Origin of the sequence: Agarivorans sp. 2_MG-2023, from assembly GCF_030548085.1 — a bacterium.
Classification (GTDB): Bacteria; Pseudomonadota; Gammaproteobacteria; order Enterobacterales; family Celerinatantimonadaceae; genus Agarivorans.
In genome coordinates, this window is the sequence record NZ_JAUORQ010000014.1 from 28,609 (window position 1) to 52,164 (window position 23,556).

General features: G+C 45.3%; 28 protein-coding genes. 8 read left to right on the plus strand and 20 right to left on the minus strand.

Going from position 1 to position 23,556, the window contains the following annotated elements:
• Positions 1–3 precede the first annotated feature (3 nt).
• Positions 4–276: a cell division protein ZapB gene (locus tag Q4549_RS18355; protein WP_336622631.1), complete on the minus strand. Its 273-nt coding sequence runs from the start codon at positions 274–276 to the stop codon at positions 4–6.
• 126 nt (positions 277–402) lie between these two features.
• Between Q4549_RS18355 and Q4549_RS18360 the strand changes: the two genes are divergently transcribed.
• Positions 403–624, plus strand: coding sequence for a DUF1653 domain-containing protein (locus tag Q4549_RS18360; protein WP_303553908.1), 222 nt, complete (start codon positions 403–405; stop codon positions 622–624).
• 16 nt (positions 625–640) lie between these two features.
• On the opposite strand, the gene cysE is transcribed toward Q4549_RS18360, so the two are convergent.
• The 3 genes from cysE to Q4549_RS18375 are packed head-to-tail and all read right to left on the minus strand — an operon-like array spanning position 641 to position 2,869.
• On the minus strand, positions 641–1,447 hold the full coding sequence (cysE, locus tag Q4549_RS18365; RefSeq protein ID WP_303553907.1) for a serine O-acetyltransferase: 807 nt from the start codon (positions 1,445–1,447) through the stop codon (positions 641–643).
• Positions 1,448–1,456: 9 nt separating this feature from the next.
• Positions 1,457–2,359 (minus strand): cation diffusion facilitator family transporter, encoded by a 903-nt coding sequence (locus Q4549_RS18370; protein ID WP_303553906.1) that lies wholly within the window; start codon positions 2,357–2,359, stop codon positions 1,457–1,459.
• Positions 2,360–2,401: 42 nt separating this feature from the next.
• Positions 2,402–2,869, minus strand: coding sequence for a Spy/CpxP family protein refolding chaperone (locus Q4549_RS18375; RefSeq protein ID WP_303516234.1), 468 nt, complete (start codon positions 2,867–2,869; stop codon positions 2,402–2,404).
• 139 nt (positions 2,870–3,008) lie between these two features.
• Between Q4549_RS18375 and Q4549_RS18380 the strand changes: the two genes are divergently transcribed.
• The 3 genes from Q4549_RS18380 to trmL are packed head-to-tail and all read left to right on the plus strand — an operon-like array spanning position 3,009 to position 5,545.
• Positions 3,009–3,716 (plus strand): response regulator, encoded by a 708-nt coding sequence (locus Q4549_RS18380; RefSeq protein ID WP_303557239.1) that lies wholly within the window; start codon positions 3,009–3,011, stop codon positions 3,714–3,716.
• A gap of 2 nt (positions 3,717–3,718) precedes the next feature.
• Positions 3,719–5,053, plus strand: coding sequence for an ATP-binding protein (locus Q4549_RS18385; RefSeq protein ID WP_303553903.1), 1,335 nt, complete (start codon positions 3,719–3,721; stop codon positions 5,051–5,053).
• A gap of 27 nt (positions 5,054–5,080) precedes the next feature.
• On the plus strand, positions 5,081–5,545 hold the full coding sequence (gene trmL / locus Q4549_RS18390) for a tRNA (uridine(34)/cytosine(34)/5-carboxymethylaminomethyluridine(34)-2'-O)-methyltransferase TrmL (RefSeq protein WP_303553902.1): 465 nt from the start codon (positions 5,081–5,083) through the stop codon (positions 5,543–5,545).
• Between the two features lie 10 nt (positions 5,546–5,555).
• Here trmL and dinF read toward each other — a convergent pair whose 3' ends face one another.
• From dinF to Q4549_RS18415, 5 genes are all read right to left on the minus strand, one after another.
• On the minus strand, positions 5,556–6,890 hold the full coding sequence (gene dinF / locus Q4549_RS18395; protein ID WP_303553901.1) for an MATE family efflux transporter DinF: 1,335 nt from the start codon (positions 6,888–6,890) through the stop codon (positions 5,556–5,558).
• A 151-nt stretch (positions 6,891–7,041) separates the two neighbouring features.
• A complete protein-coding gene (gene cyoE, locus Q4549_RS18400; protein ID WP_303516244.1) occupies positions 7,042–7,956 on the minus strand; it encodes a heme o synthase in 915 nt (304 codons plus the stop codon).
• Positions 7,934–8,950, minus strand: a complete 1,017-nt coding sequence (locus Q4549_RS18405) for a heme A synthase (protein WP_303553900.1) — start codon at positions 8,948–8,950, stop codon at positions 7,934–7,936. The genes cyoE and Q4549_RS18405 overlap by 23 nt, the downstream gene beginning before the upstream one ends.
• Positions 8,951–8,966: 16 nt before the next feature.
• Positions 8,967–9,470, minus strand: a complete 504-nt coding sequence (locus Q4549_RS18410) for a hypothetical protein (RefSeq protein WP_303553899.1) — start codon at positions 9,468–9,470, stop codon at positions 8,967–8,969.
• Positions 9,467–10,195: an SURF1 family protein gene (locus Q4549_RS18415; RefSeq protein WP_303557242.1), complete on the minus strand. Its 729-nt coding sequence runs from the start codon at positions 10,193–10,195 to the stop codon at positions 9,467–9,469. The genes Q4549_RS18410 and Q4549_RS18415 overlap by 4 nt, the downstream gene beginning before the upstream one ends.
• Between Q4549_RS18415 and Q4549_RS18420 the strand changes: the two genes are divergently transcribed.
• Entirely contained in the window at positions 10,188–10,391 is a 204-nt protein-coding gene (locus Q4549_RS18420) for a DUF2909 domain-containing protein (RefSeq protein ID WP_303553898.1), read from the plus strand. The two genes, Q4549_RS18415 and Q4549_RS18420, sit on opposite strands and share 8 nt — an antisense overlap.
• Here the strand turns inward: Q4549_RS18420 and Q4549_RS18425 are convergent, their stop codons facing one another.
• From Q4549_RS18425 to lexA, 5 genes are all read right to left on the minus strand, one after another.
• On the minus strand, positions 10,392–11,267 hold the full coding sequence (locus tag Q4549_RS18425) for a cytochrome c oxidase subunit 3 (RefSeq protein WP_137674803.1): 876 nt from the start codon (positions 11,265–11,267) through the stop codon (positions 10,392–10,394).
• Entirely contained in the window at positions 11,251–11,832 is a 582-nt protein-coding gene (locus tag Q4549_RS18430) for a cytochrome c oxidase assembly protein (protein WP_303553897.1), read from the minus strand. Before Q4549_RS18430 ends, Q4549_RS18425 begins: the two co-directional genes overlap by 17 nt.
• 1 nt (position 11,833) lies before the next feature.
• Positions 11,834–13,423 (minus strand): cytochrome c oxidase subunit I, encoded by a 1,590-nt coding sequence (gene ctaD, locus Q4549_RS18435; protein WP_137674805.1) that lies wholly within the window; start codon positions 13,421–13,423, stop codon positions 11,834–11,836.
• 11 nt (positions 13,424–13,434) lie between these two features.
• Entirely contained in the window at positions 13,435–14,502 is a 1,068-nt protein-coding gene (gene coxB, locus Q4549_RS18440) for a cytochrome c oxidase subunit II (protein ID WP_201798771.1), read from the minus strand.
• A 327-nt stretch (positions 14,503–14,829) separates the two neighbouring features.
• On the minus strand, positions 14,830–15,474 hold the full coding sequence (gene lexA / locus Q4549_RS18445; RefSeq protein ID WP_303516255.1) for a transcriptional repressor LexA: 645 nt from the start codon (positions 15,472–15,474) through the stop codon (positions 14,830–14,832).
• Between the two features lie 116 nt (positions 15,475–15,590).
• Between lexA and Q4549_RS18450 the strand changes: the two genes are divergently transcribed.
• Positions 15,591–16,073: a GNAT family N-acetyltransferase gene (locus tag Q4549_RS18450; protein WP_303553896.1), complete on the plus strand. Its 483-nt coding sequence runs from the start codon at positions 15,591–15,593 to the stop codon at positions 16,071–16,073.
• Positions 16,074–16,104: 31 nt separating this feature from the next.
• Here Q4549_RS18450 and Q4549_RS18455 read toward each other — a convergent pair whose 3' ends face one another.
• Complete coding sequence (locus tag Q4549_RS18455; RefSeq protein ID WP_303553895.1) at positions 16,105–16,794, minus strand: PEP-CTERM sorting domain-containing protein; 690 nt, start codon at positions 16,792–16,794, stop codon at positions 16,105–16,107.
• A gap of 244 nt (positions 16,795–17,038) precedes the next feature.
• Here Q4549_RS18455 and plsB point away from each other — a divergent pair, with 244 nt between their 5' ends.
• Complete coding sequence (gene plsB / locus Q4549_RS18460) at positions 17,039–19,432, plus strand: glycerol-3-phosphate 1-O-acyltransferase PlsB (protein WP_303553894.1); 2,394 nt, start codon at positions 17,039–17,041, stop codon at positions 19,430–19,432.
• On the opposite strand, the gene ubiA is transcribed toward plsB, so the two are convergent.
• Together ubiA and Q4549_RS18470 are read right to left on the minus strand one after the other, a co-directional pair.
• Positions 19,429–20,310, minus strand: coding sequence for a 4-hydroxybenzoate octaprenyltransferase (ubiA, locus tag Q4549_RS18465; protein WP_303553893.1), 882 nt, complete (start codon positions 20,308–20,310; stop codon positions 19,429–19,431). The genes plsB and ubiA overlap by 4 nt on opposite strands.
• On the minus strand, positions 20,291–20,854 hold the full coding sequence (locus Q4549_RS18470; protein ID WP_303557245.1) for a chorismate lyase: 564 nt from the start codon (positions 20,852–20,854) through the stop codon (positions 20,291–20,293). The genes ubiA and Q4549_RS18470 overlap by 20 nt, the downstream gene beginning before the upstream one ends.
• Before the next feature lie 228 nt (positions 20,855–21,082).
• Here Q4549_RS18470 and Q4549_RS18475 point away from each other — a divergent pair, with 228 nt between their 5' ends.
• Entirely contained in the window at positions 21,083–21,484 is a 402-nt protein-coding gene (locus tag Q4549_RS18475) for a flagellar basal body-associated protein FliL (RefSeq protein WP_137674814.1), read from the plus strand.
• A gap of 52 nt (positions 21,485–21,536) precedes the next feature.
• On the opposite strand, the gene glpG is transcribed toward Q4549_RS18475, so the two are convergent.
• The 3 genes from glpG to Q4549_RS18490 form a co-directional block, all read right to left on the minus strand.
• The gene (glpG, locus tag Q4549_RS18480) at positions 21,537–22,385 is read right to left on the minus strand and encodes a rhomboid family intramembrane serine protease GlpG (RefSeq protein WP_303553891.1); all 849 of its coding nucleotides are present in this window, start codon (positions 22,383–22,385) and stop codon (positions 21,537–21,539) included.
• Entirely contained in the window at positions 22,382–22,708 is a 327-nt protein-coding gene (gene glpE, locus Q4549_RS18485; protein WP_137674816.1) for a thiosulfate sulfurtransferase GlpE, read from the minus strand. Before glpE ends, glpG begins: the two co-directional genes overlap by 4 nt.
• Positions 22,709–22,846: 138 nt before the next feature.
• Positions 22,847–23,548, minus strand: a complete 702-nt coding sequence (locus Q4549_RS18490) for an ATP-binding cassette domain-containing protein (protein WP_137674817.1) — start codon at positions 23,546–23,548, stop codon at positions 22,847–22,849.
• Positions 23,549–23,556 lie beyond the last annotated feature (8 nt).

Sequence of the window (23,556 nt, forward strand, 5' to 3'; positions counted from 1 at the left end):
AGCTTATTCGGCGTGAACGTCTTCAATTCGGCCCAACAAGGCTTTAAGGCGTTCTTGCCAAGCTTGCTGTTCTTGCAATAAACGGCCATTTTCGTCATTCAATTGGCTGTTTTGCTCTTTCAGCTCATCAATTTCCATACGCAACAATTCAATGCTATCAACTGCAACCTGAACTTTTGCTTCCAATTTTTCTAATACGTCAAAAGACATCGATATTTCTCCCGTTAATTCTGTTTCTAAGCCAACTCTTCTTATTTGAGTTGAATCAGTCATCATGGATAAATGAACCCAGCTCAGCGTTCACATATTGATGATGACTGCTTTTAAAGCAGCATACTCTTGTCATCTATAGCCAACAAGCGTAGAACAGTATTTCCCTAACTAGTTGTTGAATAAATAGTCATGAATCTAAAAAAAGGCCGCTACCGCCACTATAAAGGCCCAGAATATCAAGTTATCGATATCGTACAACATTCTGAAACCGACGAACACTTAGTCCTTTACCGCCCGCTATATGGCGAAGGAAAACTATGGGTGAGACCTTATGAGATGTTTTTTGAGAAAGTAGAGCAAGGTGGTGAGCAAGTGCCGCGATTTGCTTTTATCGAAGCACTTGAAGATTAAGCCTAACAGGCTAGGACTAAATATTTTGTCCCATATCTGTTGCAGGAGTGGCGCAGCTAGGCGTACCAACTACTTTAGCAGGCACGCCTGCTACGGTGGTGTGTGGTGGAACATCTTCTAGAACCACACTACCAGCGCCCACTTTGGCGCCGCGACCTACCTCAATATTGCCTAAAATTTTGGCACCAGCGCCTATCAATACGCCTTGGCGAACTTTAGGGTGACGATCACCGCGATCTTTACCCGTACCACCTAAGGTAACCGATTGTAAAATCGATACTTCGTCTTCGATTACCGCGGTTTCGCCCACCACAATACCCGTAGCGTGGTCCAGCATAATGCCTTTACCAATGGTAGCCGCAGGGTGAATATCTACCGCAAATACCGCCGAGATTTGATTTTGCATATAACGGGCTAATGCCAAACGCCCTTGCTGCCATAACCAATTGGCTACGCGATGTCCTTGCAGGGCATGGAAGCCTTTTAGATATAACAATGGAATAGCGTAGTACTTAACCGCAGGGTCGCGGTCTTTTACCGCGACAATGTCAGCGGCAGCCGCTTCAAGTATGCACGGATCGGCCTTCAAGGCCTCTTCAATAAATTCACGCAACAGAATCGCTTGTACGGTAGAGCTATCCAGTTTACTGGCTAATTGAAAACTCAACGCTGAAGCCAAGGTATGGTGATTCAAAATAGTCGAGTAAAAAAAACTCGATAGCATCGGTTCGTCTTCAGCCATACGGTGGGCTTCATCACGGATCTGTAACCATACCGTTTCAGCTAACGTTTGTTTGATCTGATAGTCCTTTACCTTTGCCACACCTTCACCTTATTCGAGCTCTAATTTTTTCTCTTGAGGAACCACCGATTGAGGATCTTGGTGGATCAATACATCGGCCTCAGGCCATTGCGCTAACATAGCGTCTTCAACTTCATCGGCAATTCTATGTGCCTCGTAGAGGATAAGCTTATCATCTAGCTCTAAATGAAGCTGAATAAATTTTGTATGCCCAGACTGGCGGGTGCGAATATCATGCGCGCCCAGTACCCCTGGAATAGCCAGCGCGCAATTATACACCTGTAATTGAAAAGATTCAGGCAACTCTCTATCTAATAAGTTTTGAACCGACTCTTTGCCAATGCCATAAGCGCCATAACAAATGTAAACCGCGATTAGCACCGCGAACAAACCATCGGCCCAATACCAGCCATACTGGCTTAGCAACAGCGCAACCAGCACTGCGGCATTCATGTAAATGTCCATGGCGTAGTGCATCGAATCAGCTTTAATAACGCTGTTATTGGTTTTGGCTATGACATAACGTTGGAATATTACTAAACCAATGGTAATTAGTGTGGAGATAATCATTACCGTAATACCTAAGCGGCTGTGCTCAATAGCTTTAGGGCTTAATAATTCAGTAAATCCGCCAAACAACAGCATAATAGCTGAGCCAGTAATAAATGCAGCTTGTGCAACACCAGCTAAGTGTTCCGCTTTGCCGTGGCCAAAGCGATGTTCTTTATCGGGAGGTTGCAGTGCATAACGCACCGCGAGGAGGTTCACTAACGACATGGCAATGTCCATTAGTGAGTCAATCAAAGAGGCAAGAATGCTCACCGCGCCAGTATATAAAAATGCCGCGCCTTTAATGACAAGCAAGGCCACCGCTACACAGGTTGCGACCCATGTAGCCAAAGTGACCAAACGTTGATAGCGTTGTTTTTCCACTTCACAAATTCTTTCTCAAGTTTTGTAAAGTATAACGGCTAGTTAACTCTCTGACTGAGCTTTTTTGCTGGCTTTATCCATACGCTTTTGCTGCTTTTCCATTTTTTTGCTGCTCATCTCGGTGTATTTTTGCTGTTGTTCCGGCGTTAATACTTGGTAGATCTCTTGCTGGGCTTGCAGCATGTTTAACATACGCGTTTGGTGCTTAGCTTGTTGGATATCAATCAAGGCTTGGGCTGCACTTTCATCAAAAGTGGCCGACGTAATTATTGCCATACGCTGTTCATGCATCGCTTGGCGCTGTTCTTTATCGCCACCTTGAGGCTTATATTGCTGCATAATGTCTTTAACTTGAACTTTTTGTTCATCAGTTAAATCCAGTTTTTTCATCATTTTCATTGCAGGATGACCACCACGCTTCATGCCATCTTGCATGTTGCCTTTAGCAGCGAAGGCTACCGGTGCAATAACTAAAGCACCAACGAGGGTAGTAACAAGTAGCTTTTTCATCATATTTTCCTGAGGTCTGTTAAGTCCATTTAAGTCTACAAAAGTGAATGCAAAGTAACCGCAGCAAAGTGTAAAGCTATGTAAAAGCCACAAATTAAACCCCGCAAAGCCGCCCTAGTTTTGTACAATTTGCTTATAAATGTTGAAAAGAGAAACGCCAGTGAAGCTATTATTAATTGATGATGACAAAGAGCTGACCGAATTGTTAGGCGAACTCTTAGAACTAGAAGGATTTAGTTGTGAGGTATGCAACGACGGTTTAAGTGGCTTAGAAAAACTAAAGCTGCAGCGCTATGATTTAGTGCTACTAGACGTAATGATGCCGGGTAAAAATGGCTTTGAAGTATTAAAAGAATTACGCAAAGACAACCAACAGCCAGTGCTAATGCTTACCGCAAAAGGCGATGAAATAGACCGTGTATTAGGCTTAGAGCTAGGCGCCGACGATTACTTAGCCAAACCTTTTAGTGAGCGTGAATTACTGGCGCGGATCCGGGCAATTTTACGCCGCACTCAAAGTGCGAGCCCAACAGAGGCAAATCAAGAACTGATTTGCCATCAAGACTTGAAGCTATCGGTAGCCAAACAGCAAGTGCATTGTGACGGCCAAGAGCTAGAACTCACCAGCACTGAGTTACTGCTTCTGCAGCATTTACTAGAACAACCTGGCAAGTTATTGGAAAAAGACGCTCTAAATCAAAAAGTATTAGGCAAGCGCCTACAAGCCTTTGACCGCAGCTTAGATATGCATATTAGTAACTTACGTAAAAAAATCCCTGCACGTAAAGATCAACTTTCTCGGATTAAAACAGTACGTGGTAAAGGCTATATGTGGCTAGAGTGGTAGTAATGAAGCGTCTAATTAACAACTTATTTGTAAAAATCTTCATCTCATTTTGGATGATCTTGTTGGTCACGGCTTTTGTCTCAATCAACTTATCGAAAATGGTCAGCGAGGATAATTTTAGAGCGCCCTCTTGGGCACTAAAAAGCTTGCAAGAATTTGCGAAGCGGATTGAGAATAATCCCCAGAAAATGCTCCATCCCAAACTAGAACCACGCTTTAAGGGGCGATTTGGTAAACCTTTTATTGTGAATGCAAATGGCGAAGTGATTAACCAAACCGATGTGAGTCGCGATATGCGCCGCTTAATCGCGAACCACGACAACCTTGAAGATCCAAGAATCACTCTCGATAAAAAGCACATTCTTATCGGCCCTCAGCAAGTCACGCTCGATAACCAAAGCTACCTACTCTATGTAGAGCGACGCGCTAAACCTGAGCAAATGCATGCCATTCGTAACTTTGGTGTATCACCGGTTTTTTTAAGTCTGGTGGCTATTGGTCTTAGCTTAGCCCTGTGTTTCTTGCTTACTCGCCACATTGTAAGGCCACTCAAAAAACTGCAATCGGCGGCTAACAAAGTATCACTTGGTCACTTAGACACTCAACTGCCCGAGATCCATCGCGGCGACGAGGTTGGTCAGCTGTCTGATAGCTTGCAACGCATGGTAGATACCCTCAACCAGGCTATTAGCAACCAGCAGCGCTTACTGAGTGACATTTCCCATGAGCTACGCTCGCCACTTACACGAATGAATATGGCGCTGGCTATTCATAAAAAACGCCAAGAACCGAGCCCAGAAATAGAACGCATTGAACGAGAGTCACAACGTTTAGCAGAGATGATAAACGCACTGTTATCACTCTCGCGTATGCAGGTAAATGCCAAGCAACAACAGCTTGATTTACCCGACCTGATCGACGACATCGTTAACGATTGTGAGTTTGAGGCAGAGCAGTTAAACAAAACCTTTACGGCAAGCTACCCACCAAACGTTAGCCTGGTATGTTACCCACAGCTTTTAGCCTCGGCCTTAGAGAACGTTTGCCGTAATGCTTTAAAATACGCTGAACAGCATGTCAGCCTACAAATAACTCAGCAAGACAATGAGCTAGTGCTGATTATTCGTGATGATGGGCCAGGCTTAAATGAGGGCGAATTAGAAAGCATTTTCCGGCCATTTTATCGCAGCGGAGAAGCGCGAGATCGCGATAGCGGCGGAGTGGGTTTAGGCTTGGCCATTGCCGAATCAGCGGTTCGCCAACACGGTGGAAGCATTCGCGCGAGCAATCATTCGGCTAAAGGGCTAGAAGTTAGCCTGCGCTTGCCACTACAATAGCGCTTTTCGCAGCGACTTGGACTTATCATGATTAACATTGTGCTTTATCAACCAGAAATACCACAAAATACCGGCGCAATAATCCGTTTAGCGGCGAATAGTGGTTGTAACTTACACCTCATCGAACCATTGGGTTTTGCTTGGGATGATAAAAAAGTTAAACGTGCAGGCTTGGACTACCATGAATTTGCTGAGGTAAAGCGCCATGCCAACTACCAAGCATTTTTAGACACCGAACAGCCCGCCCGATTGTTGGCTTGCACCACCAAAGGCAGCGGTTTTCATAGCGATTTTAGCTTTGAAGCTGGTGACTACTTAATGTTTGGCCCGGAAACTCGTGGTTTGCCCGATGATGTGTTGTCTGCAATCGACAGTAAGTTCCGTTTACGCATTCCTATGTTAGCCGATAGCCGCAGCATGAACCTATCAAACGCAGTATCGGTATTTGCTTACGAAGCTTGGCGCCAACTCGGTTATATTGACGCGGTATAACGCAAAGCCCTTAAGCCGCCTTAAACCAACGCTGTTGACTTAAGGCGCGCTTATATACCCATGCCAAACTCAATCCTCTTAGGGCCATAAAGCCACACAAAGCTAGCCACAAAGCATGGTTCCCCCAGCCCTGAAACAACCACCACAAAGGAAAAAAGCCACCAAAACTGGCCAGTAGCATAGAGTTACGCATAATCCGCCCTTCCGAGGTCGCAATAAACACCCCATCTAAAATGAAACACCACACCGCCACTAGCGGTAGCACGATCATCCAATGTAAATACAAGGCTGCGGTTACTCGGATCTCAGGAATATCGGTAAGTAGAGCAACTAAATGCTCTCCAAATACCCCAAACATAAGACTAAACATTACCCCAGCCATCAGCGCTAACCACAAACATTGCTTTATAACGTCCACAAACAAACCACGATCTTGTTTTCCTTTGGCTTTACCCGCCAATGCCTCTACTGCGTATGCGAGGCCATCGAGGGCAAAAGAAACAAACATCAAAAAGTTTAGCAATACCGCGTTAGCTGCAACTATGTTATCGCCCAGTCGCGAGCCTTGAAAAGTGATAAAAGCAAAACACAACTGCAGAGATAATGAGCGTAAAAAGATATCTCTGTTCAGGGAAAACAATCCGCTTAAGTGCTTGCGGCTAAATCCCTGCCAACACTCAGAGAAACTAGGAAGTTGTTTAAAACGATTCAGAAACTGCTGTCGGCACAAATACAAACCTAACAATAATCCCAGATAATCAGCAATCACCGTGGCTAAGGCTGCACCTTGTACCTTCCAATCAAAGCCCACTACAAACAAAACATCTAGGCCGATGTTGCAGCTGTTGGTTAAAATAAGTAATAACATAGGTGCTCGAGCATTTTGCATGCCCAGTAACCAGCCTAACAATACGAAATTTAACAAAGCTGCGGGAGCCCCCCAAATTCGCGTAGAAAAGTACTCAGCGGCATAAAATTGAACAAGCTCGCTGCCACCCGCCAAGCTCAGACCTAAACGTAAAATAGGTGCCTGCAAGGCAAGTAAAATAAAACCTAATATTAAGGCGAGTAAGGCTGAGTTAAACCCTATACGTTGTAACTCTGACCGGTCGTTTGCGCCCGATGCTTGCGCACTTAAGCCGGTGGTAGACATACGCAAAAAACCACACAACCAAAATACCAAGGTAATCATCATTGACCCTAAGGCCACACCTGCGAGGTAATAAGAGTGGTCTAAATGGCCAATGACAGCGGTATCCACCAAACCCAATAAAGGAATAGTGATATTCGACAGAATCATCGGGATGGCAATGGCAGCAATAGCGGAGAAACGCGAATGAGACATGTGGGAGAGAGTTAGAGGTTGATACCGAGAGTGTAAGAGTTCAATACACTCCCGGCAATAGCAATGACTAGCTTACAACAAGGCTATCAGCTAATAGTCTGCCAGCCACCGATCATAAACAGAAACAACAAGCTGAAAAAAAGTAACTCACCTATAGCAAAGCAAACAACCAATGGTCAGCCAACAAAGCCACAAACAACAGCATCAAATACATTATCGAATAAGCAAACAACTTCATGGCATCTTTGTGGTTATCACCATTGTATAAACGCCATGCCAATTGAATAAAGCGCAAGTTAAGTACACAACTAGCGGCCAAGTAAACCAATCCACTCATGCCAACTAAAAACGGTAACCAACAAACCGCAAACAGTAACAACGAGTACAGCACCACCAGCTTTTTGGTGAAGCTAATGCCATGTGTCACTGGCAACATAGGAATATTCACTTTTGCGTAATCATCTCTACGAGCAATCGCCAGCGCCCAAAAGTGCGGTGGTGTCCAAGTGAATATCAACATAACCAGCAGCAAAGGTTCAGCCGATACCGCATTGTTTACGGCTGTCCATCCTAGCAATGGCGGCATTGCACCCGCTAAGCCACCAATGACAATGTTCTGTGGCGTAGCGCGTTTTAGCCATAGCGTATAAACCACCGCGTACCCCACTAGGCTCGCAGCAGTAAGCCAAGCAGTCAGTGGGTTCACCCACCAGTACAACATGGCAAATCCAGCCAGCGACAACAGCGACGCCCACAATAATGCCTGCCAACTGGCAATTGCCCCTGTGGGTAACGGGCGATTATGGGTGCGCGCCATGGCTGCATCCGCTTCGCTGTCAATATAATGGTTAAATGCAGCTGCCCCACCCGCCATTAATCCGATACCCAAATTACCTATGAGCAAGGCTTGCCAAGGTGGAAGGCCAGACGTTGCCAAACAAGCCCCCACCACTGCGGTAAGTACTATTAAGGCAACCACCTTAGGTTTGGTTAATTTGTATAGCGCTCGCCAATTTATTCCCTTGTTCAATGAACTAGGCGGGTTAAGCGTGTTCAACTTCGCCATAATGCGTCTCCTTTTGCACAAGTGGTTTTAACTTGGTGGCACTTTGGTAGTGGGCCAAAATCAAGCTAATTAAACATAGCAGCAGCATGGCCGCTATTAAGTTGTGGGCCACCGCAACAGCCAAAGGCACCTGCCAAAGTACATTCGCCACGCCTAGCCCTACTTGGGTAAACAATACAAAAATAAGCCGAGAAGCTCGCCCGCGCTCAATGTCGCTATGGCGTCGCTGTATATAACTCAAGGCTAAAATGAATAAGTATAGGGCTGTCACTCCGGCCCAAATGCGATGAGTTACATGCACCGTTTTACGCTGCTCATGGCTCAATACACCAAACTCGTAATTGCTGCCTGTTCGTTCTGGTAAGGGATGAAAAGCATCTATTTGATAATCATCGCTCCACGCTTCATGGCATAAGGGCAAACCTTGGCAGGATATGGCCGAATAATTAGCAGAGGTCCAACCGCCTAAGGCAATTTGAATACTTAGCACTAACAAACCAACCCACAACCAGCGACCACTGCGTTGCGGTTTGGTAATGGGCCGTTGCCGCAACATAAACCAAGTAAACAACAATGCTAGCATTGAAAAACCGCCCAATAAATGCCCCATCACCACAATAGGCATTAACCCTAGAGTCACCGTGAGCATACCAAGGGCGGCTTGAAATATGATCAGCACCACTGAAGCAATAGCAATAAATCGATGTTGTTTGCGCCAAACCGCTACGCTGGCTAGCGCCACCACCAGCAAACCTAAACTGCCGGCAAAGTAACGGTGAATCATTTCATTCCAGGCTTTATGCGCTTCAAGCGGGCGTTCAGGAAAAGCAGTCGCGGCATGCTGAATATGTTCTTCAGTTTGAGGCACTGCGAGCTGGCCATAACAACCTGGCCAATCTGGGCACCCTAAACCAGCATCAGTTAATCGCGTGAACGCGCCTAAACCGATCACGACAACGGCAAGTAACATGGCAGCAATTAATCCTTTTTGCATATGCTTCCCTTAGCCTTTATTGAAACCGCGAGTTTTTAATTAAACGTTTTACGTCTGTGATTAAGCCTTTCACTTGCTCATCTCCTTGAGCCGGCTGATAACTTAAAATGACCCAGCCCGTGGGATCAACCACTAACCATTGTTGGTCGTATCCCGCTAAACCTTGATTACTTTGGGTTATTGCCAAACGAGCATAACCTGCATCAATGTTGGCCTCTTTAGCCTCGCTGATTAACGCTAAACGCTGTGTTTTTTGCTTGGCAATGCCCAGTGCTAACCAAGCGGTATTCAAACGCACTAAGTTGTCGCTGCACACATCCAAACAATCATCTTTTATGACTTGAGCAATCGACCACTTACCGACTTGATAATTTTCTAATTGCATTGGCGGCTCTAACCATTGGCCATGGCTTAAAGCCCCTCGTTCAAACCAGCCCATTTTAAGTACTACCCAGGCCAGAATTAATGGCACTAAAAATACCGAAGCAAGTAACAACATGGTTTTTTGGTGACTTCTCATAAACCTTCCTTGTTTCTATTTTGCCAACAAAAATAGCCCGTCAGCCCACTAGCCACTAACGCCATTAACAACCACTGTAAAGCGTAGCCCTTATGTTTTTCAGGAGATATAGACACCAATTGCTCTGGTGAATGCTCTAATTGGCTATCCAATACAAAAGGTAATAAATCAATACTCCAGTACTCAGCTAAGGCATCGATATTGACTTGCTGAACCCGTAAACCTTGCGGAAGCGCTTCTAACCAATGTTGCTTGTCCAACACCACCGGTAAACTCACCTCGCGTAAGCGATATCGATTTGGCAAAGCATCGGTATTTAACGCTTGTGGCAGTTCAGCGCGATGATAAGAAGCAGGTTGCCAAGCCAAGCGCACTAATACATTGCCTTGCGGAGTGATGGCCAAGGTATAGGCGTCGTAACCCACTTTTCCATGCTCTACTTGGTTGTCTAACCAAAGATTGGTGCCCACTGCGTTAATTGTTGCAACTTTCACTATCTGAAAAGGCACTGCTCCATTCATTTGAACCTTATCTAGACTTGTTTCTACTAGCGACTGCTGTTGATACTGATCCAATAATTGCTGTTTTTGTTCACTACGTTGCCATTGCCACAATGAAAGCTTGACCATCAGCGCTATCAACGCAACCATAAGCAACACAAACAGTATCAAGCGGTAGGAAACTGTTTTTTTATCAGCCTGTTGAGAGAGCTTGCTTATGTTCATTAAAATACTAATTACCGCACTCGTTCTGTTTGTTGTGGTAAATATGGTGTTAGCACTTCGCGTTATGCTTAAAGGCGGCGAGAAACCAATGACCCATTATTTAGCTAGGCGCTTAATGATAAGCGCATTCGTTCTCATCGTTGTGTTACTCGCCATGTCGTTGGGATACATTCAACCCAACCCCCGCCCTTATTAGTTAAAGCACATATACAAACAAGAATAGACATAACCACACCACGTCTACAAAGTGCCAATACCAACTAGAAGCCATAAAGGCGAAATGGCTCTTCCCGGTAAAATGACCTTTTAATACTCGTAAAAACATCACTGTTAGCATGATTGCGCCCAGCGTTACGTGTAAACCATGAAAACCCGTCAATAAGAAGAAGGTATTTCCGTAAATACCTGAATCAAGCCGTAGCCCCATTTCTTGGTAAGCGTGCACATACTCTTCCACTTGGAAAAATAAGAATGCAAAGCCCAGTACCAAGGTAATAGCTAGCCATAATTTGAGCGGGCCGCGCTTATCTTTTTCCAAACTCACGTGAGCAAAATGTAAGGTGAATGAAGAGATCACCAATATAACGGTGTTAAGTAGTGGCAAGCCGTACCAGCCCATTGCCTCGGTTGTAGTACCGCCGGGGGTTTGAATAAGTGGCCAAATGGCTTCAAATTCAGGCCATAACACAGCCCCGGTCATTTCATTATTGCCTGCGCCACCTAACCATGGCACCGCGATCATTCGGGCGTAAAATAGTGCACCAAAAAATGCACCAAAGAACATAATTTCAGAGAAAATAAACCAGCTCATGCCTTGACGAAATGAACGGTCCATTTGGGCGCTGTATAAACCATCCATACTTTCTTGAATAACATTACCAAACCAACCAAATAGCATGGTAATAATCACCACAAAACCACAGGTTAATACCCATAGGCCGTAACTTTGCTCGCTACCCATTTGTTGAACGCTAAAACCCGCGCCCATAGCGATGAGGAATAAACCTACCGCGCCAACAATTGGCCAAATACTTTGGGCAGGTACGTAATACTTATCATAAGGCTGCGTCATTGCTCACCTCTCCATCAGCACGTGTTTGTGCAGTTTCAGATTCATTTAGCTCAGCACCCTCTACCGCAAATAAGGTGTAAGCCAAGGTTAATGTGTTTATATCTTCAGGTAATTCAGGGGCGACATAAAAAAATAACGGCATGTCTTGTTGTTCACCCGGTGCGAGGGTTTGTTGTTCAAAACAGAAACAACTCACTTTTTTAAGATGATTGGCCGCGAGACCAGGGCTTACCGAAGGTACTGCTTGCACTGTTCCTCGGCGAGCGGTGAAGTTACTGGCGCTAAAATTGACTTGTAAGGTTTCACCTGGATGAACTTTCACCCGGTTAACCTTGGGGCCAAATTTCCAGTTAAGTCCCTGCGGTACATAACTTATAAACTCCACCGTAACAATACGCTGCTCGTCGGTAGCCATACTTACTTCGCTGGCTGTTTTGGCGGTTTTTCCGTTAATGCCGGTGACTTTGCAGAATACGTCGTACAAAGGCACTAAGGCATAACCAAAGCCAAACATAGCCACCACTACCAACAGCAGTCGCACAACTAAGCGGCGATGGCCAAGCATCTTATTTAATCTCCGGTGGAGTAGTGAAGCTGTGATAAGGCGCTGGCGAAGGCAGGTTATCCCACTCTAAGCCTTCTGCACCTTCCCACGGTTTAGCTGGGGCAGGTTCTCCACTGCGAATACACTTAATCACCAAGTACAAGAAGATGAACTGCGATAAACCAAAGGCAAAACCACCAATACTCACTATTGCGTTCACATCGGCAAACTGCAGAGCGTAATCAGGGATCCTGCGAGGCATTCCTCCCAATCCTAAAAAGTGCATAGGGAAAAACAGCACATTTACCGATACCAGCGAGCACCAGAAGTGCAATCTTCCTAAGCCTTCGTCATACATTCTGCCCGACCATTTGGGTAGCCAATAATAAGCCGCCGCCATAATCGAGAAGATGGCTCCTGTCACTAATACATAGTGGAAGTGCGCCACCACAAAGTAGGTATCGTGGTACTGAAAATCCACCGGAGTAATCGCCAGCATCAAACCTGAAAAACCACCAATAGTGAACAGTACGATAAAGGCAATCGCGAATAACATGGGGGTTTCAAAGGTTAAAGAGCCTTTCCACATAGTGGCGACCCAGTTAAATACCTTCACCCCTGTGGGAACCGAGATCAACATGGTACAGAACATGAAAAACAGTTCTGCTTCTACCGGCATCCCAGTGGTAAACATATGGTGCGCCCACACCACAAAGCTTAGTCCTGCGATAGACGCAGTGGCGTAAACCATCGAAGAATAACCAAACAACGGTTTGCGAGAAAACGCCGGAACAATTGCTGAGATAATGCCAAAGGAGGGCAGAATCATAATGTAAACTTCAGGATGGCCGAAGAACCAGAAAATATGCTGGAACAACACTGGGTCTCCCCCTCCCGCGGCGTCAAAGAAGGAGGTACCAAAGTATTTATCGGTTAACACCATCGTCACCGCCCCCGCCAATACGGGCATCACCGCAATCAGCAAAAAGGCCGTAATAAACCAAGTCCATACAAACAACGGCAGCTTCATGTAGGTCATACCTGGAGCACGTAAGTTCATAATGGTAACAATCACGTTAATCGCTCCCATGATCGAACTTATCCCCATAATGTGTATCGCAAACACAAATAGGGCGGTACTGTCTGGGCTGTATTTAGTTGATAACGGAGCGTAAAAAGTCCAACCAAAGTTGGGGCCGCCGCCTTCCATAAACAGCGATGCCAACAAAATGCTGAAAGCAAAGGGTAAAATCCAAAAGCTCCAGTTATTCATGCGTGGCAATGCCATATCTGGCGCGCCAATCATCATTGGAACTAACCAGTTAGCTAAGCCCGTAAAGGCTGGCATCACCGCACCAAATACCATGATAAGGCCATGCACCGTAGTCATTTGATTAAAGAAATTAGGCTCAACCAGTTGCAAGCCTGGTTGGAACAGCTCGGCGCGAATAATCATCGCCATGGCTCCACCAACAATAAACATGGCAAAGCTGAACCATAAGTACATTGAACCAATGTCTTTATGGTTAGTGGTTAGTACCCAACGCATTAATCCGCGAGGGGCATGGTGGTGTTCTTCATGGTCTGAGTGAACGTCACTAATCGTGCTCATTGTCTGTCTCCCTACTGCGCTGCGTTTTGAACGGCCACAACATCCTTGGCCTGCACTAAGTCACCCGTATCATTACCCCAAGCATTTCGCTCATAAGTAATCACCGCAGCTAGCTCTTTCAAACCAAGCTGTTTACCAAAGGCTTGCATGGCTGTGCCAGGCTCGCCATTTACCACTACTTCAATATGTTTAGTCACATCACCTAACGCGATTGGACTGTCTTTTAAAGCGGGGAACACGCCAGGTAAACCTAGGCCGTTAACTTGGTGACAAGCAGCACAGCTTTTCTCATACACTTTTTCGCCTAATGACATCAGCTCATCTTGCTGCATAGTCATGGCCACCAGTTCAAGCTCTTGGGCTTGCTTGGCTAAATAAGCAGCTTCTTTCTCTGCCAACCAAGCATCATATTCGGCTTGAGGTTTGGCGATAACAACAATGGGCATAAAGCCATGGTCTTTTCCACATAGCTCAGCACATTGGCCGCGGTAAATGCCGGGTTTATCAATGATGGTCCATGCTTCGTTAATAAAACCGGGATTTGCATCTTTTTTAACTGCAAAGTCAGGCACCCACCAAGAGTGAATAACGTCTTCTGAAGTCATGAGGAAGCGGACTTTTTTCCCGATCGGCAATACCAAGGGGTGGTCAACTTCAAGCAAATAGTTTTTACGTTTTTCCAGTTTGCCGTTGACTTCATCCCAATCAGACGCCATTACACTGTAAAACTCTAAATCTTGGTCAAAGTACTTGTAGTGCCACTTCCACTGGGAACCCGTCACTTGAATAGTAATGTCGGCATCGGAAGGATCTTCCATTGCCAGTAAGGTTTTAGTGGCTGGAATCGCCATACCTATTAAAATAATAAAGGGAATGATGGTCCAAATAATTTCCACTTTAGTGCTTTCGTGGAATTGAGCAGGAACCGCTCCTTTGGATTTACGGTGATGGTAAATCGACCAAAACATAGCGCCAAATACCAAGACACCAATGGCACAACAAATATAAAAAATTGTCATGTGCAAGCCATAAACTTGCTCACTGATGGCAGTAACACCAGGACGTAAATTGAAAGACATCTCTTGCGCAAACAAATGCGGCGAAAAAAATGTCAGCACTAATAGCTGAATCCATCGGCCCACAGCGCTCTCCTTTGCAGTAGCCAACGACAACAACTTTCCATGCTAGGAAAGTAGCTGCGAATAAAGGGAAAATCCCCACCCCAAAAGCATAGGCTATTACAGCTAAATACAACCTACTGTTTATAAATTAACCCCTAAGTTAAAGAAATGTAAATACATTGTTGAGATTTTTATGGATAAAGACAAAAGATGTGATGTTAACGACAAAAGCCCAAATCAGAGTGATTTGGGCTTCAAAATAGGGAACTTATTGTTGAATAAGGCTTACATCCAATCAGCAGTGCGAATAATACCTACCGCTAAACCTTCTATTTCGATGTTCTGATATTCAAGATCAACTTCAATGGTTGATAACTCTTCATTTTCAGGGTGTAAGTACACCATCTTACCGTCACGCTCAAAACGTTTAACCGTAACATCTTCATCTAAACGAGCCACAACCACCTGTCCATTGTGTACCTGGGTAGTTTTATGCACGGCTAATAGATCACCATCCATAATGCCGATATCTTTCATGCTCATGCCCTGTACTCGCAGTAAATAATCGGCATGCGGATTAAATAAGTTAGCATCTACGGCATAATGAGATTCAACGTGCTCCTGCGCCAAAATAGGCTCACCTGCAGCAACTTGACCGATTAACGGCAAGCCTGGTTCAGGCTCTACAGTGGCTTCATTTGCACTAGCCGGCAAGTATGCTTCGCTAATACGGATCCCTCGCGACGCACCAGGAATCATTTCAATCGCACCTTTTTTAGCTAAAGCTCTAAGGTGTTCTTCTGCTGCATTAGCCGAGCGGAATCCTAGCTCTTTAGCAATTTCGGCACGCGTTGGAGGCATACCAGTATCGTTAATATGGCGGCGAATAAGTTCAAACACTTCTGTTTGGCGGGGCGTTAAGGGCTTCATAGTCTACCTGTAAGTTTATACAGCACACTGTTAGTATATACAGCATACATTTTGACGCAAGGTTTTATATTAATTCTGATTTTGTTACTGTTGATTCAAAGTGATAGGAGGCAATAATGGCCATTGAGATAGTCGAAATATCAGCCCAATATGACCAAGATCTACAGCGAATAATAAAACAGGTTGGCCAAGAATATGGCGCGGTAGGTGAAGGCTTTGGCCCCTCAGATGCTGAAGTCGATAATATGAGTCAGCACTATACACTGCAAAATCGTAGTAGATATGTGGTCGCTTTGTTAGATGGCAAGGTCGTTGGCGGCTGTGGCGCTGCGCCTTTTGCCGATAGTGAAGATACCAGTGAGCTAAAAAAGCTATTTTTACTGGAAGAAGGTAGAGGCCTAGGTCTCGGTAAAAAGCTCTCGTTAGCCTGTTTAGCATTTGCCTTAGAGCAGGGATTTTCTCGCTGTTACCTAGATACGCTTAGTAATATGTCGGCAGCAATTAAACTCTACGAAGGCCTCGGTTTTGAACACTTATCTGCACCTTTACAAGGTACAGCCCATAATGGCTGCGATGTTTGGATGCTAAAGCAACTTTGAGCGCAAAATGGTACTGCAACAAAGAGCAGTATTATCGACTAAAACCAATCGAACTTAGGGTTCGCCTTTCTCGCTTACGCCAAACTAGCATTCCCAGCATCCCCGCAAATAAAAATACCGAAGCTGGCTCACTTACTCTTGTCGCCTCTGCAACAATCAGCACAGGGTTAATGTCTATCCAGAAATAATCGTTATCATTTTGAACGAGAGGACTACGGAAGATGCGCTCAACTTCTGGCTCGGTAATCAATGTGCGATTGTTGAGACTTGGATTCATTAGGTAAGCGCCAGACAAATGCGGTAGGCCTAAATTGTGGCCTAACTCGTGAGCAAGCAACTCTCCGCCTAAACTGCCGGCGGCGTAACTAGATTCAACCACAAAATCGTTTCCAAAATACTCCCCACAACCCACTATCCCTCGATTGATTTGCGAGCCGCAGGCGCTAATTGTGTCGATAAAATAAAAATTGACCACATTAGAGGGGCCAACATGCTGACTAAAAAGTTGGCTCACCTCCGCGCGGGTAGTGATATCCAATAGCTCGGGAAAGACCAATTCGGTGGCGGTACCAATGCGGATATCAATGATGTTTTGGCCAAAAGTCGCTTGAGAATAAATGCTATCAAGAGCAGCTTCTTGAGTAGTAATAAAAGCGGCATGAACAAAGGGAGTGGTAAGTAGTGAAATGCCAAAAATAGCCGCACGTGTAAACAATTTCATGATGGGTTCCTTAGCCGGGTAAGCCTAATCTAAACCATGAGTGACCAATTTTAACGATAGCAGCCAATTCTAATTAGGCAAAGATTCACAGCAAAACTAGCTTACTTTGAGTAAGTTTTCTCGCTTGGAGCAGCAGTATATTCCAAGCCACTGTTTACGCAGATTTTGCATCAAATCAAAGCCAAATTTTGATAAGTCTGCTACTCTATGCCCTGTATTCATTCACCACTATAAGCTCTTTGAGATGTTACATTTACCCTCTCCAATATTGGCCATATTGCGCTCTATCATTGGCTTTTTTACTCGCGGCAAGTTTGTCCCTCAAAACCCGATTGCTGAGTTCGATCTAGATCTAAGCCAACCGATCATTTACGTCATTCCTAGTAACTCATTAGCTGACGTGCTTACTTTACAACTTGCCTGTAAACAGCTTGGCCTGCCCGATCCCTTCGAGCCAGTGATGTTTGCCGGTGAAGCCCACCAAGGGGTAGCCTTTTTAGTGGATGGTAAAGGTGAAACCCTAGAAGCTACCATCGACCAATTTACCGCGGCTCTCAGTATTCACCGCAGCGATGAAAGCCATAACGCACAATTAGTGCCTGTTAAATTGTTTTGGGATCGCTACCCTGGCAGAGAGAGTGTTAACGACTTAATGGGCGGCAAGCCTGAACGCCCAGCTGGCATTCTGAAGAAAACTTGGCAAGTGATTTTTAAAGGACGCGAAAACCTAATACGCTTCAGTCGTCCGGTATCACTGAAAGATATGGCGCAGCGCCAAGGCTCTGATAAGCGTATTGGCCATAAGTTAGCGCGCGTAGCGCGAATCCACTTTAGCCGTATGCAAATGATCGCTACCGGGCCTAAGCTGCCAAATCGTCGTCATATGTTTGAGCAACTGCTCGCCTCAACCATTATTCGTGAAGCGATAGCTGAAGAAGCCAAAGCCAAAAAAATTAGCCATTCTGAAGCGCGCCAAGCAGCCTTAAAATACCTAGAGGAAATTGCTGCTGACTTTTCGTATCGCAACCTTCGCATCGGTGAGTCGGTGTTAAGTTGGGTGTGGAATAAAATCTACTCAGGCATAGAAGTTAACCACGCAGAAAAGGTGCGTCAGCTAGCTCAAGAGGGCCACGAAATTGTATTCGCCCCCTGCCACCGCAGCCATATGGATTACTTACTGTTGTCTTATGTGCTCTATCATCAGGGCATGGTTCCACCGCACATTGCAGCAGGCGTAAACCTTAACTTTTGGCCAGCGGGACCGTTTTTTCGCCGCGCCGGTGCATTTTTTATTCGCCGCAGTTTTAAGGGCAACAAACTCTACTCAACCGTTTTTCGCGAGTACCTCGGCCAATTGTTTAGTCGCGGTTATTCAGTTGAATACTTTACTGAAGGTGGGCGTAGCCGCACCGGTCGCCTGCTTCCACCCAAGACCGGCATGTTAGCCATGACAGTACAGGCGATGCTGCGAGGATTAGAGCGACCCGTCACTATTGTGCCCATTTACTTTGGTTACGAACACGTAATGGAAGTAGGCACTTACTACAAAGAGTTAAAGGGCAAATCCAAAGACAAAGAATCACTATTTTCTCTGTTTGGCATGCTGCGTAAACTGCGTAATTTTGGCCATGGCTACGTAAACTTTGGCGAGCCTATCAACGTAAACCAAAGCTTAAACAAACTCGCACCCGAGTGGCGAGAGCATCCAGAAGATGGATTAAAGCCGACTTGGTTGGTGCCTGCGGTTAATGATATTTCTAACCAATTGATGGAAAACATCAACAGTGCCGCCGCAGTGAATGGCTTGTGCTTAAGTGCCATTATTTTGCTCGCTGCAGAAAATCGTGCATTGCCGCGCAAGCAGTTGGTTAAGCAAATAACCTTATGTACCTCATTGATTAAAAACGTGCCTTATAGTGACCACGTTACCTTACCAGAGCTGGACGCAGAGGCCTTACTAGACCAAACCATCAGCTTAGATAAGTTTGAAATAAGAAGTGATTATTTAGGCGAAATAATCGGCCTTGATGAGAAACAACAAGTGCTGCTTAACTTTTACCGCAATAACATTATTCACTTAATGATTATTCCGGCATTTGTTGCTACTGCTTTACTGCAGCATCGCAGCCTTTGTCGTAACCAGTTGGTTAGCTTACTTGAACAACTATACCCGCTATTAAAAGGCGAACTGTTCTTGCGCTATCAAGTGAGTGATATGAGCGATCTCGCCGAGCAGTACTTACAAGAGTTTGTAGCATTAAAACTGATTAGCGTAAATGGCGACTGTTTTATTATTGATAATCACCGCCGAGGTCGTTTATTGCTGCTTTCTCAAATAGCTCAAGAGAGCTTGCATCGCTATGCAATTGTAGCTGCCTTATTAGCAAAATATCCGCATTTAGAACGTGCAGAGCTAGAACAGCAAGCATTAGCAGGAGCCCAGCGCTTAGCCAAACTGCATAACATTGACGCACCAGAGTATTACGACAAACGCATTACTACTAATCTGTTGGCGCTAATGCGAGAAAAGGGATACACACAGACACAAGCGGCCGGCGAGCTATTCGCTCAGCTATCACCATTGTTAGCAGACGGAGTGTATGACTCGATCAGTGAGTTACTTGAACTAGACGCTTAACCCGCAAACCACGCCAGCCACGCATAGTGGCTGGCGATACCTAAAAAGATAGCCAAACCTACATAGTTATTATTCAAAAAAGCTTGAAAACAAGCATCACGATCACGATATCGAATCAGCTTTTGCTGATGAACAAATAGCACAGCAGCAGCTAACAACGCAAAATCAAAAGCCCAACTTAAATCTTTTAGGTAAGCCAATGCTGCAAAACACAATAAACTGCTTAACTGCAACAAGGCAATGATTAGCTTGTCGAAGCGACCAAACAAAATGGCAGTAGATTTAATACCCACCAGCAAGTCATCATCACGATCCACCATTGCATACTTGGTATCGTAAGCTATTGTCCAGCACACATTAGCCATGAGCAACAGCCAGGCCTCGCTAGGCACGCTGCCAGTTTGAGCCGCATAAGCCATGGGAATACACCAACTAAAAGCCAAGCCAAGAAACAACTGAGGCAAGTGGGTATAACGTTTCATAAAGGGGTAAATAGCGGCAAGAACTAAGGCCGCAAAAGACAACAATATGGTCAGCGTGTTTTGCGTCAACACCAATAAAAATGATGCCGCTACCAAGCCAGCAAACAAACTTAAGGCGTTTCGCTCACTAACCTCACCCGTTGCCAAGGGGCGCTGTGCAGTTCGTTTAACATGCGCATCTACTTTTCGGTCGGCATAGTCATTAATCACACAACCTGCTGAGCGCATAAAAAACACGCCCAAAACAAACACCACAAACACCGACAAACTAGGTAAACCTTCAGCCGCCAACCAAAGTGCCCACAGCGCTGGCCACAACAACAACAAGGTACCAATAGGTTTATCTGCGCGCATAAGTTGCCAATAAGGGCGAATACTAGCTAGCTGCAACACCATCTTCTCCTTGATAAGCCAAACTGTTGGGCAAAAAGATTTCGGCGACTAATAACGGCGCGCTAGCAAGAAGGAAGCGTGAACGACGCCCCCACAACGCTTGCTGAGTTTGTGCATGTTGGTAAATCGATGAGTTCTGCTCAATTTGGCACAGTTCCAGGGTTTGTCGCTGCCCTTTATCGGTAAACAACAACTCGCCTAAGGGTTTATTTGCTAGCCGACTTATCGCAGCAGCGTCCCCTTCTAATGAGCTTTTAGGAATCACACTCCGAGCAAAAACCCACGCTTGTCCATCACAGCACAACAATACTTCTCGCACCCAATAAGGCCCTTGGCAAGCAACAGCCTTGGCTTCATGTTCAGCAATCTCTGCATACCCTTCAAACAACACCTGAATAGAAAACTGTTGGCAATGCTGGCGTAAACGAGCTGTAAGCGATCCGGGATAAACTAACCAATCCTGTAGGGTGGCGGAATAAACAGGTAAGGCTTCAGGCAGCTGCCAATGTCCATTGGCTCCACACGGTTGGGCTTGATTCAAATTCACGCGTTCACATACTTCAAAGTTAGGTTCTCATTATCCGGCAATTGGCTAATTAAAGTAAACTCGACCAAGCTTATTTGTGCTCATGCTACACTCAAAGTACTATTTCGCTCACTTAAGTCACTGGCTATTCTAACACCAAACACTTGGAATATTTGACGATGGTTGCTTGACCTAATGGCAACTAACAGAAACAATAAAGCTAGGACTACCAAGGAACTATAAAGCCACATGAAATTCGCACCCACGCTGCTGTTTTGCGTAAGTTTATTTTTTTCATCTTTTGCCTCTAGTCAGGAAGCAGGCGGGACTAATTATGCCTACTTTGGTTTTGAGCCAGACATTATTACCAATTACATTAGCACCGGTAAAAAGCTCGGCTATGTGCGCATTACTGCCGAAGTAATGGTAGAAAACCAAAGCGCGCTAAGCAGCATTGAGCATCACGCGCCGCTTATTCGCGATGCCATTATCGAGATTCTAGGCCACCAACGTGAAGAAGATATTAAGTCTTTAAAAGGCCGCGAAGAAATACGCATGATGTGCCAAGAAGCGGTAAATGATTTGCTGGTACAAGAAACGGGTAAAAAATTGGTGAGTAAATTGCTGTTTACTAAATACCTTTACCAGTAAGCGACACTTACTCTGCACAATAAAAAAGCCCATTTTAAATGGGCTTTTTAGATTAAGCCTGCTTTTGTTTACCAACAAACCTATCGAGCACAGCTTGAGCGCAGCCAACAAACAAACCAAATAAATGGGCTAAGTTAGCGGTCGACGGGCCGATTACATCCATAAAGCCAATCACTAACCACACCAACATAAACCCAACAATGGCAGGGCTTAGCTGTAAACCAGCTTGTGGCCGTAACCAACCGGTAAACCAGCAATAGCCTAACAAGGCGTAAACCACTCCCGATAAGCCGCCAAAATAAGGGCCGGTGGCTAGAAGTTGTGCCACGTTGGGGATCACCGCCGCCACAAGAGTAATCAGCAGCAGTTTGGAGCTGCCCAACTGGCGCTCAATTTCGCCGCCTAGTTGCCACCACCACAAACCATTAAACACAATGTGAATCACCGAGAAGTGTAGAAAAATTGGTGTAATTACTCGCCAGAACTGCTCAGAAGCCAACATACTGAGCTGCGGCGTAATGGTAAGGTGCTGCATCATGTAACGGTCAAAGCCGATATTCATCAGCAAATACACCAGCCCTGCAATCAGCAATACAATTAAGGTCACAGGCCCCGCATGGGCAAAGAAGGCACTTTTTACGATACCTTTGCCACCGTAAGAAAAAGAGGCTTTACGGCTGTCGGCTACCGTCCACGACGCTGCCAAATACTTTTCATCATTGGGGTTTTCTAAAAACTGTTTAAGCTCATATTCAGCTTTTTCAAGGTGCTGTTCATCTTTAAGAAATACCGCTACACCTTGATCCGCTGCCGCTAACTGGCATTCAATTTTTAACACGGCCATGTAATCCACGTAGGCTTGCGCCACCCGTGGGTTACCCATCACGATTAATTGTTTCACTCAGCGTCACCCGACTCAATCGGCGCTACTGTTCGCCAAGCTTCAAAACCACCTTGCAAGCTATACACTTCTTCAAAACCTTGATGAATTAGGTATTGCGCCGCACCTTGGCTAGAGATGCCGTGGTAACACATCACAATCAGCGGGGTATCAAATTCGGTATCAGACATTAGCTGGTTAAGGCTGCCATCACTTAAGTGAAACGCATTCACTGGGTGGGCTTGAGAAAATGACTGCTGATCACGCATATCGAGTAATACAGCGCCACTTTCGGCAATTTTTTGCTGAGCGCCGCTCACATCAATTTGTTCAAACTGTTCCATGGTTTTCACTATCGCTATTTTTGACCCACTTTAACTGGTTTAGCCCTAAAGAAAAAGTCACACACTTTGTAGGGAGCGCCTTAGCTCACGCATAAAAAAAGCAAGCCTAAGCTTGCTTTTGGATTAAGGGTAATAAGACTATGCGCCCAAATAGGCCTTACGTACTTCTTCGTTTACCAATAAATTATCGCCGGTATCTTCCAGAACAATTCGGCCATTTTCCAATACGTAACCGCGGTCAGCTAAGCGCAAAGCTTGGTTAGCATTTTGCTCAACCAAAAATACCGTCATACCGCGCTGGCGTAATTGTTCAACAATATCAAAGATCTGTTGAATGATAATCGGCGCCAAACCTAGCGATGGTTCATCTAGTAATAACAAACGTGGATTGCTCATTAGCGCTCGACCAATGGCTAGCATTTGCTGCTCGCCGCCCGACATAGTGCCAGCTCGCTGGCTTACTCGCTCTAGCAAACGTGGAAACAAGCTGTACATTTCTTGGATCCGCTCTTCGGTTTCTTGCTTGGTCGCAAAAAAAGCGCCCATCCGCAGATTCTCTTCTACCGTTAGCCGGGAGAATATTCGTCGCCCTTCTGGTACAACCGCAATATCACCGCGCATGATATCGTGAGTTTGGCTATGGGTAATGTCTTTTCCGTCAAACAACACTTGGCCACTGCTGGCACGAGGGTCACCACACAAGGTCATCAACAAAGTTGTTTTACCCGCACCGTTGGCACCAATTAAACTAACAATTTCACCTTGGTTAACCGTAACACTTACATCATGTAAGGCTTGGATTGGGCCATAGTGGGTCGAAACATTTTTTAACTCTAACATTGCTATCT

What these genes read in the sequence shown, in the direction of transcription:
- Q4549_RS18355 (WP_336622631.1), bottom strand. Translation starts at nt 276, where the DNA reads ATGATGACTGATTCAACTCAAATAAGAAGAGTTGGCTTAGAAACAGAA.
- Q4549_RS18375 (WP_303516234.1), bottom strand. Translation starts at nt 2,869, where the DNA reads ATGAAAAAGCTACTTGTTACTACCCTCGTTGGTGCTTTAGTTATTGCA.
- Q4549_RS18405 (WP_303553900.1), bottom strand. Translation starts at nt 8,950, where the DNA reads ATGCAAAAAGGATTAATTGCTGCCATGTTACTTGCCGTTGTCGTGATC.
- Q4549_RS18425 (WP_137674803.1), bottom strand. Translation starts at nt 11,267, where the DNA reads ATGACGCAGCCTTATGATAAGTATTACGTACCTGCCCAAAGTATTTGG.
- lexA (WP_303516255.1), bottom strand. Translation starts at nt 15,474, where the DNA reads ATGAAGCCCTTAACGCCCCGCCAAACAGAAGTGTTTGAACTTATTCGC.
- Q4549_RS18385 (WP_303553903.1), top strand. Translation starts at nt 3,719, where the DNA reads ATGAAGCGTCTAATTAACAACTTATTTGTAAAAATCTTCATCTCATTT.
- glpE (WP_137674816.1), bottom strand. Translation starts at nt 22,708, where the DNA reads ATGGAACAGTTTGAACAAATTGATGTGAGCGGCGCTCAGCAAAAAATT.
- Q4549_RS18450 (WP_303553896.1), top strand. Translation starts at nt 15,591, where the DNA reads ATGGCCATTGAGATAGTCGAAATATCAGCCCAATATGACCAAGATCTA.
- Q4549_RS18475 (WP_137674814.1), top strand. Translation starts at nt 21,083, where the DNA reads ATGAAATTCGCACCCACGCTGCTGTTTTGCGTAAGTTTATTTTTTTCA.
- Q4549_RS18455 (WP_303553895.1), bottom strand. Translation starts at nt 16,794, where the DNA reads ATGAAATTGTTTACACGTGCGGCTATTTTTGGCATTTCACTACTTACC.
- Q4549_RS18360 (WP_303553908.1), top strand. Translation starts at nt 403, where the DNA reads ATGAATCTAAAAAAAGGCCGCTACCGCCACTATAAAGGCCCAGAATAT.
- ubiA (WP_303553893.1), bottom strand. Translation starts at nt 20,310, where the DNA reads ATGGTGTTGCAGCTAGCTAGTATTCGCCCTTATTGGCAACTTATGCGC.
- Q4549_RS18410 (WP_303553899.1), bottom strand. Translation starts at nt 9,470, where the DNA reads ATGAGAAGTCACCAAAAAACCATGTTGTTACTTGCTTCGGTATTTTTA.
- dinF (WP_303553901.1), bottom strand. Translation starts at nt 6,890, where the DNA reads ATGTCTCATTCGCGTTTCTCCGCTATTGCTGCCATTGCCATCCCGATG.
- cyoE (WP_303516244.1), bottom strand. Translation starts at nt 7,956, where the DNA reads ATGGCGAAGTTGAACACGCTTAACCCGCCTAGTTCATTGAACAAGGGA.
- Q4549_RS18420 (WP_303553898.1), top strand. Translation starts at nt 10,188, where the DNA reads ATGTTCATTAAAATACTAATTACCGCACTCGTTCTGTTTGTTGTGGTA.
- Q4549_RS18415 (WP_303557242.1), bottom strand. Translation starts at nt 10,195, where the DNA reads ATGAACATAAGCAAGCTCTCTCAACAGGCTGATAAAAAAACAGTTTCC.
- Q4549_RS18430 (WP_303553897.1), bottom strand. Translation starts at nt 11,832, where the DNA reads ATGCTTGGCCATCGCCGCTTAGTTGTGCGACTGCTGTTGGTAGTGGTG.
- Q4549_RS18380 (WP_303557239.1), top strand. Translation starts at nt 3,009, where the DNA reads ATGTTGAAAAGAGAAACGCCAGTGAAGCTATTATTAATTGATGATGAC.
- coxB (WP_201798771.1), bottom strand. Translation starts at nt 14,502, where the DNA reads ATGTCTTTCAATTTACGTCCTGGTGTTACTGCCATCAGTGAGCAAGTT.
- trmL (WP_303553902.1), top strand. Translation starts at nt 5,081, where the DNA reads ATGATTAACATTGTGCTTTATCAACCAGAAATACCACAAAATACCGGC.
- plsB (WP_303553894.1), top strand. Translation starts at nt 17,039, where the DNA reads ATGTTACATTTACCCTCTCCAATATTGGCCATATTGCGCTCTATCATT.
- ctaD (WP_137674805.1), bottom strand. Translation starts at nt 13,423, where the DNA reads ATGAGCACGATTAGTGACGTTCACTCAGACCATGAAGAACACCACCAT.
- Q4549_RS18490 (WP_137674817.1), bottom strand. Translation starts at nt 23,548, where the DNA reads ATGTTAGAGTTAAAAAATGTTTCGACCCACTATGGCCCAATCCAAGCC.